The following is a 10,803-nucleotide window of genomic DNA, read 5'->3' as shown; positions in this document are numbered from 1 at the left end:
CTACCTCGCCCCCCGCACTCGGCCTCCCCGCACCGTCAGCCTGGTTCGCTGCACCGTCCGCCTGGTTCGCTGCACCGTCGGCGCCGGTTCAGCCGGCGTCGACGCGCCCCGGCCCGCCAGGGTGGGGGCCGAGGCCGGTTCCGAGGCAGCTGCCGCTCCTGCCTGCCCGGCCGGGCGCTGTCCGCCCGGCCGGGCAGGCAGCAGGAACCGTACGGTGGTGCCGTGCTGGCTGCCGGACAGCTTGCCCGTGTCACCGGCTCCCGCACGGGAGGTCTGTGCCGTCTCAGCGGTACGGGAACGCACGGTGATGCTCCCTTCACACTGCACGACCCGCTCCCGCATCCCCGACAGACCGATGCCCTGCTGCGGCGGTGTGTCGGTGTCGAACCCCTCTCCGTCGTCCTGGATCTCTGCCAGCAGGCAGTAGCGGTGGAGGCGGAGCCGGACAGTGGCACGTGTGGCGCCGCTGTGCCGCACGGTGTTGTTCAGCGCTTCCTGGATCACCCGGTAGGCGGTGAGCTCGGCGACCGGTGCCGCTCGCGTGTCGCGTGCTCCGGCGACGACCACCGCGACAGGCCGGCCCCAGCTGCGGCTGACCTGGTCCGCGAGGTGCTCGACCGCCGCGGCCAGGCCCTCCTTGTCCAGTCGGCTGGGCATCAGCTCGTGGCTGAGGTCCCGGAGGGTGTGAATCTGCTCGTCGAGCAACTGCGCCGCCAGCGACGACGCCTCCTCCAGTTTGCTCTCGTCTTTGGACGTGAGCGCATTGCGCAGGCCCATGCGCGCGGCGACGAGTGTCTGCAGCGTTCCGTCGTGGAGATGCCTGGCGATGCCGGCGCGGGCGTGCTCCGCGCCCTGGGTGTGTGCGGCGTGCCAGACCTGGGCGATTCTGCCGTGCCGGTAGAGGGTGCCGGCCACGAACGACACTCCGACGCACAGGAGCAGGGACAGGTGGCCGCGCGCCGAGAAGAGCGCCTCGGGCTTCGTCAGCAGCCCGACGCTGGCGGCGCCCACGGCGATGACCGTGTCGAAGAGACGCTGGGCGATGCCGGCGCGCAGCGGTCCGAACAGCGTGGCGATACCTATGAAGGCGCTGATGAACAGCCACGAGTACAGCCAGGTCGAGATCACGTCCTGGGCAAGGAGCAGTGCGCCGCAGCCGACCACGACTGCTGCGAGAACGACGCGCACGGCGCGCCCGGGTGTGGCCATTTCCCCGTTTCCCCCGATCGACCTCACTTGTCCGCATACCCGCCTGATGCCCCGCCCGCTTCGCCCGCTTCCCGGCTGGCGACCGGCGACCGGCGAGCGCTGGTCGCCGGTCGCCGGCCGCCGCCGGGATCAGTTCAGCAGGTGATGACTCCTGGCGTATTCGCTGAGCTCGGCGCGGGTGTGCAGATCGAGCTTCCGGCGCAGAGAGGCGCGCAGGGACTCCACTGTGCGCAGGCTGACGTAGAGCCGGCGGGCGATCTCCTGGTTGGTGTAGCCCGCGGCGATGTCCGCGAGCACCTCGCTTTCGCGCGGCGTGAGGCGGCCTTGGCCCTGCGTGCCGACCGGGGCAGAGAAGCCCGCGCTGACCGTCGCGTCCAGGTAGATGCCCCCGGCCCGCAACGCCCTGGTGGCCGAGGCCAGCTCTTCGGAGGTGGCCTCCTTGCACACGTATCCCTTGGCGCCGGCGCCGAGTGCCTCGTGCGCGTACGCCGGGTTGTTGTGCATGGTGAGCACCAGGATCCTGGTCTGTGGTGACTCCGCGAGCAGCTGCGGGATTTGGGGAATGACCCACTCTTCCCGCAGATTCAGATCGAGAATGAGAATATCCGGCCGATGGACGCGGACGCAGTTGAGCGTTTCCGGGTAATTTCCGGATTCCGCGACGATGTTGAACTCTGAATCATCCAGTAGAAGCCGGACGCCCTGCCGGAACAATCGGTGGTCGTCGGCGATGACGATGTCGCAACGGTGAGTGCCGAGAACACTTGTTTCCGTCGGACTTGCAGCAAGAACTCCCATGTGCCTTTATCCCCCGTGTACCAGATCACGTGTGCTCCCCAGTGCTTCGATGGTGGCACAGCGCCGCGGGGGATGTCACGCGCGGCCCGGGGCTGGGGAACGCCACCCGCGACGCTCCTACCGGCCGAAGTTCCCACAGGAGGCGCCGGTTTACGACGGGGGTCCAGGACAGCTCCTGGCACGGACGCGCCGAGTGTCCGGCGCTCGGGCGCCGGACACTCGGCAAGAACACGGCCCTACAAGGACGTCGCGCCGCTGTCGGGACCGTTGCGGTGTGGACTGTGACAGGACCGTTGCATCTGACCGGGCGCGCGCCGCCCGGGCCCCGCCAATTGCGCCGGAGCGACGAGGGAGGAGGAGCCATTCCGTGCGCCGGTGCATTCCGCGCACCACCCCATTCCGCGCGCTATTCCGTGCGCCGGGGGCGCGGGAGCAGGAGCGCGAGCAGCGCCGCGACGAGATACACGCCCACCTCGATCAGCAGCGTCCTGTGCAGCCCGCGCCCGTAGGCGTCGGAGAGGGCCCGCGGCGCCACGTGCCCGGTCAGTTCCGCACGGACCTTGCCGGCGGTGCCTGCGTGCCCGGTGCCCCCGGTATCCCCCGTCTCCTTGCCCTGCCCGGTGTGCCCACCGGATACGGCACTGTCCTGCGCCTTCTGCTGCTGCGACGCCCGGCAGCTGGCCGGCAGCGTGCGGGAGTCGGCTGCGGTGAGGCGATCGTGGAAACAGGTACGGAACCCCTCGGAGAGCTGGTCGACGGCGCGGCCCGGCAGCCCCTGCGCGGTGAGTGCGGGCCGCGCCTGGCGAAGCGCGGCGTCGGCCGCGGGCAGGGCGTTGTCACCCACGAAGGTGAAGAAGGCCATGCCGATCAGCGCGACCCCGAAGGCGCCGCCGACCTGCTGCGAGGTGGCCAGCGCGCCCGAGGCCGAACCGGCGTCCCGGCCGTGGATGCCGGCCAGTACCCGGTCGACGGCCACGGGTGCGAACAGCCCGAGTCCGAACCCGATGACCAGCAGCATCGGGGCGTAGCTCCACACGTGCAGCTCGGCCCCGGCACGGTCCACCTGCCAGGCCAGGGCGCCCATCCCGATGGCCATCACCAGACTCGGCACGCCCAGTGCGTAGCGGCCCAGCCGGTCCGAGACCTTCTCCGAGAGCGCCGAGGCGACCACTGTGCCCAGGGCGAAGGGGAGCGTGGCCACCCCGGCGGTCAGTGCGCTGGCTCCGTATCCGATCTGCAGGTACAGCGTGAACACCAGCGCGTACACGGGGAGTCCGGCGAAGAAGACGACGATGACGAGCAGTCCGACCGTGAACCCGCGGTCCCTGAAGAGGCCGAGCTCGAGCAGCGGCAGCTTTCCGGAGCGCTCGGCGCCGCGCTGGCGCAGCACGAAGGCGGCCAGCAGCGCACAGCCCGCGGCCGCCATCCACAGCAGCCAGCCGGGCCAGCCGAGTTCGCGCCCCCGCACCAGCGGGAAGAGCAGCAGGAACATCCCGGTCACGACGAGCGGCGCCGAGGAGATGTCCATCCTGCGGGTGCGCGGCGGCCTGTGGTTGTCCAGGAGCAGCAGTGCCCCGGCGACGGCCGCCAGCCCGATCGGCACATTGACGTAGAAGATGGCACGCCAGCCGAGCCCGGCGACGTCCCAGCTGATGAACAGCCCGCCGACGAGTGGCCCGAGGATGGTCGCAAGGCCCAGCGAGGCCGCGACCATCCCGAACGCCTGCCGCCGCTTCTCCTCGGGGATGCGCAGCTGCACAACCGAGTACGCCTGCGGATACATCAGCCCGCTGGCGAGCCCCTGGACGACGCGGAAGGCGACCAGCGCGCCGGGCGAGGTGGCCGCACCGCAGGCAGCGCTGGCCGCGGTGAACAGGACCATGCCGAGCAGGAAGATGCGCCGGCTGCCCATGAGGTCACCGAGCCGCCCGGAGACGATCAGCACGCAGGCGAAGGCCAGTTGGTAGCCGGCGACGACCAGCTGGGTACTGGAGGTGGAGGCTTTGAGGTCGCTCTGGAGCGCGGGCACGGCGACGTTGATGATGCTGACGTCGACCATCTGCACCACCGCGGCGACCAGGACGACGCAGACGACGAGATACGGGTGCCGGTCGCCGCGCCGGGTGGCGGCGGACAGGTGCGGTGTGGTCCCGGGCTGGTCCCGTTCCGCGACGGTGGTCATGAGGTCCCCTCGGTGTGCTGAGCTGTGTCCGGGTCGGGTGCGGGTGCTCGTGTGCGGATCCGTTCGGTGATGCGCTCACTCGTGTGTGCGCGGTGCGTTCGCCGGCCCGCGTGCCGAGTCGTTCCCCGGCCCGCGTGCCGGTTCGTTCAGTGGTCCATGTGCCGGTCCGGGCGCGCGTCCCCCGATCGGGCCAGGGAGGCACCGAGCGCCGGGAGGACGAGGCCGTCGACGATGCGGTCGACGAAGACCGCGTCGAGCGGCTCGTCCGGCTGGTAGAGGCACCGCTGCAGCAGCAGCGCCGGTGCCGCCTCGATCAGCAGGGCGACGTCAGGTCCCGGAGCGAACTCGCCCCTGTCGAGCGCGCGTTCGTAGATGCTCCGGGCGGCGGCGCGGCGCCCCTCCAGGAAGACCTGGTCGAAAGTGGCCGCCAAGTCACGGCGGGTGACGACGGCAGCCATGATCGCGGCGATCCGCGGCCGGTGCTCGGCCAGGGCGCCCGCGCTGTACAGCAGCATCTCGCGCAGGTCGGAGGCGAGGCTGCCGGTGTCGGGCACCGGCACGGCGTCGCGGGTGACGTGGAGCAGTGCGGCGCACAGCAGGTCCTCCTTGGAGGGCCAGCGCCGGTAGACGGTCGCCTTGCTGGCGTGGGCGCGCTGGGCCACCTCCGCGACGGTCAGGCCTTCGTAACCGACCTCGTCCAGCAGTTCGATCACGGCGTCCAACAGGGCTTCCTCGCGGGCCGCGTCACGCGGCCGACCGACTGCTCCCGGGGCCATGGCTCGTCCTTTCCGTCCTGCCGCTGCGGTGTCGGCCGCCGCGGTGGCGCAGTGGCGGGGCGCTACCGCGTCGTGGCGGTGATGCCGCGGCGGTCGCCTCGACAGGGTTACGGTACTCCAAGTTTCGAAACTCTGGGTACTGTAAATCCGCACACCCGGCCGCGCAAATCGACCCGCACGGGAATCCGCGACCCTCCACTGCGGCAGATCCGCACCGCGCGTGCGGGACCGCCTCTGACACCTGCGGTCTTCGCAGGTACCCCCGCCACGGGTGGTCCCCGAGCCTTGAGTGCAGATGAGTCAGCCAACAGGCAGTGCAGTACGCCCCGAGCGAGGAGAACCCGACATGCCGCAACGGCGCCGATATCTGGAGCGCGAGCTGTCCCTCTCCCTACCGCCTCTTCACAACGCGATGCGGCTGGTGGAGTCGCTGTGGCCGGAAGGTGGCCACGTCGTCTTCGAGCGGAACGGCCGGTATTCGGTCTGCGGCGATCTCCTCGGTGAGGTCCGGCTGCAGAGCGGCCGCGTGCGGGCGTGGTGCGACGGCGTCCTCGTCACCGACGAGGAGGCGGTCGACCCGCTGCGGCAGCTCAACGCCTGTCTGCGGGCGTTTCCTCTCGCATCCTGGCGTGCGTACGGCTGGGCAGCCTTCGAGCTCGGCTGCGCGCTGGCAGGGCTTCCCGTCGGCGACGAGCCGCTGGCGCACCTGGCCGTTCCGGCGACCGAGGTGGTGCTGGAGGAGGGAGGTGCCCGGGTGCGCGCGCTCTCCGAGCAGTCGCTCGACGCCGTCTGCGCGCTGCTCACCGCACCGGCCGCCGAACGCCCGCACAACCCGGCACCGGCACCCGAAAAGGACATCGCTCCGGCACGGGCCGCCATACCCGTGCCGCTGGACCCGGACGCGCCCGACGACCCGCGCTCGCAGACCTACCGTGCTGCTGTACGGCTGGCTGTCGACGACATCCGGGCCGGGCTGTTGCAGAAGGTCATCCTCTCCCGCACGGTGCCCGTCGACTTCCCCGTCGACCTGGCCGCCACCTACGCACACGGCAGGGCGCACAACACCCCGGCCCGCTCCTTCCTCCTCGACCTCGGCGGTGTCGCCGCCGCGGGGTTCAGCCCGGAGACGGTCGTGGAGGTCGAAGGCTCCCGTGTGACGACTCAGCCGCTGGCAGGCACCCGCCGCCGTTCGCCCGACCGTGCGGAGACGCTGCGGCTGCGTGAGGAGCTGTACGCCTCCGAGAAGGAGATCTACGAACACGCCATCTCCGTGAAGACCTCCGTGGACGAGTTGGGCACCGTCTGCGAACCGGGATCCGTCCAGGTCTCCGATTACATGTCCGTACGCGAGCGGGGCAGTGTCCAGCACCTCGCCTCCAGCGTCAGCGGCGAACTGGCCCCCGGCCGGACGGCCTGGGCCGCCTTCGCAGCCGCCTTTCCCGCCGTCACCGCCTCCGGAGTCCCCAAGCGCGCCGCCTACGACTGCATGCGGCGCCTGGAAACAGGGCCGCGCGGGTTGTACGCGGGCGCTGTACTGACCGTCGACAGCGAGGGCGAGATGGACGCGGCGCTGGTGCTGCGCTCCGTCTACCGCTCCGCGGGCCGCTGCTGGCTGCGTGCCGGCGCGGGGATCGTCGCGGGCTCCACGCCGGAACGGGAGTACGAGGAGACCTGCGAGAAGCTGGAGTCCATCGCCCACCACCTGGTCCCCGGCCGAGACCAGACGCACGCGAACACGGCGGGGGACACAGAGGCGGCCGGGGCGGAGGACCCGGCACCGGTGCGCGCCGGCCACCTGGCGAAGGCGGGGGGTGCGTGATGCGCAGGGTTGCCGTCACCGGCATCGGAATCCTCGCCCCCAGCGGTTCGAGCCCCGAGGAGTTCTGGCGCAACAACGCCGCAGGACGCTCATGGCTGAAACACGAGCCGCTGTTGGAGGCACTCGGCCTCAAGAGCCGCACGGTGGCGCCGATCGAGAACTTCGATCTGCGCCGCCACCACACGCCGCAGGACGCCGCCGAACTGGCCGGTCTCAGCCGCTTCGTACAGCTGACCGTCACGGCAGGCATGCTGGCCTGCCAGGACGCGAGCCTGGGAGAGGGCGGTTTCGCCCCCGAGCGGGCCGGCACGGTGTTGTCCTCGGCCATCGGCGGCACCCCCGAGTTCCAGGTGGCCTACGAGGAGCAGAGCGACAACGGCACGAGGCCGCTGCGCGCCTTCCCCGAGGAGCACCGCTTCTACGACGCGGTGTTCCTCAACTACCCGCCGAGCTGGCTGGCCCGCCGGTTCGGGCTGCGCGGCCCCAGCGGAACGCTGACCACTGGCTGCACGGCGGGGCTCGACGCGCTCGGGCTGGCTTTCGAGCAGATCAGGCAGGGCGAACTCGACATCGTGGTGGCCGGCGCCGGCGAGGCACCGCTGTCCGGGCTGGCCTACTCCACGCTGGACGTCATCGGCTCGCTGTCGGTCGCCGAGGGCCCGCCCGAGACGGCCTCCCGTCCCTTCGACGCCACACGCGCCGGATTCGTCCTCGGTGAGGGCGCGGCCTCGCTCGTCCTGGAGGACTACGACCACGCCGTGGCGCGCGGCGCCCGCGTCCACGCCGAAGTCCTCGGTTTCGCCAGTTCCAACAACGCCCACCACATGAGCGACCTGGCGGCGGACGGCGAGTCGATGACCGTCGTCATCGAAGGGGCCCTGCGGGACGCCGGGGTCGAGGGCGCGGACATCGACTACGTCAACGCGCACGGCAGCTCCACACCGCAGAACGACGTGTTCGAGACCCAGGCGCTCAAGCGCGCACTCGGGCAGGAGCACGCCCGACGCACCCCGGTCAGCTCCACCAAGTCCATGATCGGCCACTCGCTCTCCTCCGCGAGCATGGTCGGCGCCATCGCCGCCATGGGCGCCCTGCGCTACAGCGTCGTACCACCCACCGTCCACTACGAGACCCCCGATCCCGAGTGCGACCTCGACTACGTGCCGAACAGGTCACGCGTGCACGAGACCGGCACCGCGCTGGTCAGCGCCAGCGGCTTCGGCGGCATCCACTCCTGCGCCGTACTGCGCCGCGTGGGCGAACCCGACCGCGACTGGTGGCGCAGCCTGGAGAAGAGCACGGTGGACGCCCCGGCTGCGGACGCGGACAGGCTGGGCACGGACACGCCGGGCGGTGCTGTCCCGGCCCCCAAGACGCCGGCTCCGGGTACGCCTCGGCCTGTCCCCGCCGCCCGGGTGCACGCGACGGCCGGCGGCGCCCGCCTCCTGCACGGAGGCGGCGGCGCGGGCGGGCCTGTCACGCTCTTCCTGCACGGATTCGGCGGCACCGCAGCCCACTGGGAGCCCGTGCTGGGCCGGCTCGGGCCCGGTGTCCGTGGCCTGGCGGTCGACCTGCCGGGACACGGCGACAACTCACTGCCCGTGGACACACCGCGCGAACTCGTGCACAGCTACCTGCTCGACGTGGTGGAACAGGCCGCCGGCGTCCGTGAGTTCGCCCTGGTAGGACACTCGCTCGGCGGGCTGCTCGCCCTTGACCTGGCTGCCGCGCACCCCGGCCGGGTACGCGAGGTGGCAGTCGTCGGATCGGCCGCACGGGTACGGCTGCACCCCACCCTCGCGGCACAGGTGACCGAGGGCGCGGTCGACGAGACGTTCCTGGCCGGCGCCCTGCACCGCCCCTCCCCGCAGTCAGGCGCACGGCGCCTGCTGGTGGACGGCTTCCGCAAACTCCGGCTGCCGCACGCCGACGCCGAGACATGGGGCGTGCGGAACCTCGACCTCACCGAGCGGCTGGCGACCCTGCCGGTGCCGGTACTCTCCGTCATCGCCGCCTGCGACCGGGTGGTCTCTCCGCGCCGCAGCCGCGCCCTCGCCCAACTCCCGCCCCACGCGAGCTCGGTCGTCCTCCAGGACGCGGACCACTACGCCCTGCTCGAGAACCCGGCGCACGTGCACGCGGCACTCGCACAGCGACTCCACTCGCTCCGCGGCGGCCCGGCGAGCGCCCACGCACCGCGCGCGGAGGCCGCCCATGCGAGCTGAAACCGTGCCTGCGCACCTGGAGCGGGCCTACGTCGACCGCGGCTACTGGCGCGCCGACCTTCTGGACGACGTCGCCCTTCGGTACGCCTCCCGCACGCCCGACCGTCCCGCGCTGATCGGCCCGTCCCGCACGCTGACTTACGGCCGGCTCGCCGCCGAGACGAACACCGCGGCGGCGGCCTTCGCCGCCGCCGGCCTGCGCCCAGGCGACGCGGTGGCGGTGCGGCTTCCCAATACGGTCGAGGTCGTCGTCGCCCTGCTCGGTCTCCTCAGGGCCGGTGTGGTCCCGGTGCTGGTGCCACCGGCCGTGGGAGAGGACGAGCTGCGGCACGTGGTGGCCGCGACCAAGGCTCGCGGGGTGCTCCTCGTCGATCAGTTGAACGGCCGGAGCGTCCGGGCATTCACCGAGCTGCGGGCCACGCTGCGGACCGAGCACACCGGACAGCTGGGCGAGGACCGCCCGTTCTTCGGTGCGTTCCTCACCACGGCCACCGACCGCGCGGGAAACGGTTCCGGCCGCACCGGTGCTCTGCCCGAGGGAGCGTACGACCTCTCCGAGCTGCTCGCGGGGGAAGGCACTCAGGAACGCGCCGGGAAGGACGCTGAGGAAGGACTGGAGGAGGCGGCATCCGGGCGGCGGGTGCCTCCCCGGACGTGGCGGAGCGCGGACCTGGCTGTCTGCCTGCTCTCGGGTGGGTCGACGGGTCCGCCCAAGGTGATCCCGCGTACCCACCGGGACTACGTCCACAACGTGGAGATCAGCGCACGCCTCGCAGGCCTCGGCCCGCACTCACGCTACCTGGCGGCGCTCCCCGTCACCCACAACTTCGCCCTCGGCTGCCCCGGTGTTCTGGGGACCCTGGCGACCGGTGGCACGGTCGTACTGAGCGAGGCGACACCGAACAAGGTGGCCGCGGCCGTGGCCGCTCACCGGGTCACCGTCGCGGCACTGGTACCGGGGCTCGCCAAGTCCCTCGCCGCCGTGGCCGGCGCCGACTTCTCCTCCCTCGAGGTACTCCAGGCAGGCGGCGCCAAACTGCACGAGGCGGATGCCAGGCGACTGATCGACCAGCTGGGCTGCCGAGTCCAGCAGGTGTTCGGCATGGCTGAGGGATTGCTGAACTTCACCCGGCTCGACGACCCCGACGACGTGGTGGCCGCCACCCAGGGCCGCCCGGCCTCACCCGGTGACGAGTGGCGGACCGTCGGTCCTGACGGCCGGCCCGTCCCCGCCGAGGAGGGCGGGGAGCTCCAGGTACGCGGCCCGTACACGATCCGCGGCTATCTGGCGAAGCCGGAGGTCAACGCGGCGGCCTTCACCGAGGACGGCTGGTTTCGCACCGGCGACATCGTGCGGCTGCACGAGTCGGGCAATTTCGTGGTGACGGGGCGGCGCAAGGACTTCATCAACCGGGGAGGGGAGAAGGTCGCCGCCGCCGAGATCGAGGGCCGGCTGGCTGCCCACCCGGCGGTGTCGGACTGCGCTGCCGTCCCGGCCCCGCACGACTTCCTGGGCGAGACGGTGTGCGTCTTCGTCGTGCCGGCCGCCGGAGCCGGCCCCGAGGCCGTCACCCTCCACGAACTGCGCCGCCACCTGCGGGAGTCCGGGCTGCCACCGTACGGACTGCCCGAGTCGGTCCGGGTGGTGGAGGCGCTGCCGCAGACCGCCGTCGGCAAGCCGGACCGCGCCGCCCTGACCCGGCTCGTCGCCGAGCCTCCCTCCGACCCGCAGGACCCGGCGAGCCCGGAGGACCCGGCGGCCCTGCCCGATCTGACCAGCACATCCTGAGGAGT

General features: G+C 71.9%; 7 protein-coding genes. 3 read left to right on the top strand and 4 right to left on the bottom strand.

Annotated features, from left to right (window positions below; translation table 11 throughout):
- The 4 genes from MMF93_RS23510 to MMF93_RS23495 form a co-directional block, all read right to left on the bottom strand.
- On the bottom strand, window positions 1-1,209 hold the full coding sequence (locus MMF93_RS23510) for a sensor histidine kinase (protein ID WP_242754560.1): 1,209 nt from the start codon (window positions 1,207-1,209) through the stop codon (window positions 1-3).
- A 129-nt stretch (window positions 1,210-1,338) separates the two neighbouring features.
- The gene (locus MMF93_RS23505; protein WP_242754559.1) at window positions 1,339-2,007 is read right to left on the bottom strand and encodes a response regulator; all 669 of its coding nucleotides are present in this window, start codon (window positions 2,005-2,007) and stop codon (window positions 1,339-1,341) included.
- 406 nt (window positions 2,008-2,413) lie between these two features.
- Entirely contained in the window at window positions 2,414-4,189 is a 1,776-nt protein-coding gene (locus tag MMF93_RS23500) for an MFS transporter (protein WP_242754558.1), read from the bottom strand.
- A gap of 146 nt (window positions 4,190-4,335) precedes the next feature.
- Window positions 4,336-4,965 carry a TetR/AcrR family transcriptional regulator gene (locus MMF93_RS23495; RefSeq protein WP_242754557.1) on the bottom strand — a complete coding sequence of 210 codons (630 nt, stop codon included), beginning with the start codon at window positions 4,963-4,965 and terminating at the stop codon, window positions 4,336-4,338.
- A 346-nt stretch (window positions 4,966-5,311) separates the two neighbouring features.
- Here MMF93_RS23495 and MMF93_RS23490 point away from each other — a divergent pair, with 346 nt between their 5' ends.
- The 3 genes from MMF93_RS23490 to MMF93_RS23480 are packed head-to-tail and all read left to right on the top strand — an operon-like array spanning window position 5,312 to window position 10,798.
- Window positions 5,312-6,784, top strand: a complete 1,473-nt coding sequence (locus MMF93_RS23490; RefSeq protein ID WP_242754556.1) for a salicylate synthase — start codon at window positions 5,312-5,314, stop codon at window positions 6,782-6,784.
- Window positions 6,784-9,009, top strand: coding sequence for an alpha/beta fold hydrolase (locus tag MMF93_RS23485; RefSeq protein ID WP_242754555.1), 2,226 nt, complete (start codon window positions 6,784-6,786; stop codon window positions 9,007-9,009). Before MMF93_RS23490 ends, MMF93_RS23485 begins: the two co-directional genes overlap by 1 nt.
- A complete protein-coding gene (locus MMF93_RS23480; protein ID WP_242754554.1) occupies window positions 8,999-10,798 on the top strand; it encodes an AMP-binding protein in 1,800 nt (599 codons plus the stop codon). The genes MMF93_RS23485 and MMF93_RS23480 overlap by 11 nt, the downstream gene beginning before the upstream one ends.
- The last annotated feature ends 5 nt before the right edge of the window (window positions 10,799-10,803 follow it).

Origin of the sequence: Streptomyces tubbatahanensis (assembly GCF_022699385.1) — a bacterium.
Classification (GTDB): Bacteria; Actinomycetota; Actinomycetes; order Streptomycetales; family Streptomycetaceae; genus Streptomyces; species Streptomyces diacarni.
This window is presented reverse-complemented; position numbering and strand designations above follow the sequence as displayed.

Coding starts and splice junctions, on each gene's coding strand:
- MMF93_RS23510 (WP_242754560.1), bottom strand. CDS start 1,209: ATGGCCACACCCGGGCGCGCCGTGCGCGTCGTTCTCGCAGCAGTCGTG.
- MMF93_RS23505 (WP_242754559.1), bottom strand. CDS start 2,007: ATGGGAGTTCTTGCTGCAAGTCCGACGGAAACAAGTGTTCTCGGCACT.
- MMF93_RS23500 (WP_242754558.1), bottom strand. CDS start 4,189: ATGACCACCGTCGCGGAACGGGACCAGCCCGGGACCACACCGCACCTG.
- MMF93_RS23495 (WP_242754557.1), bottom strand. CDS start 4,965: ATGGCCCCGGGAGCAGTCGGTCGGCCGCGTGACGCGGCCCGCGAGGAA.
- MMF93_RS23490 (WP_242754556.1), top strand. CDS start 5,312: ATGCCGCAACGGCGCCGATATCTGGAGCGCGAGCTGTCCCTCTCCCTA.
- MMF93_RS23485 (WP_242754555.1), top strand. CDS start 6,784: ATGCGCAGGGTTGCCGTCACCGGCATCGGAATCCTCGCCCCCAGCGGT.
- MMF93_RS23480 (WP_242754554.1), top strand. CDS start 8,999: ATGCGAGCTGAAACCGTGCCTGCGCACCTGGAGCGGGCCTACGTCGAC.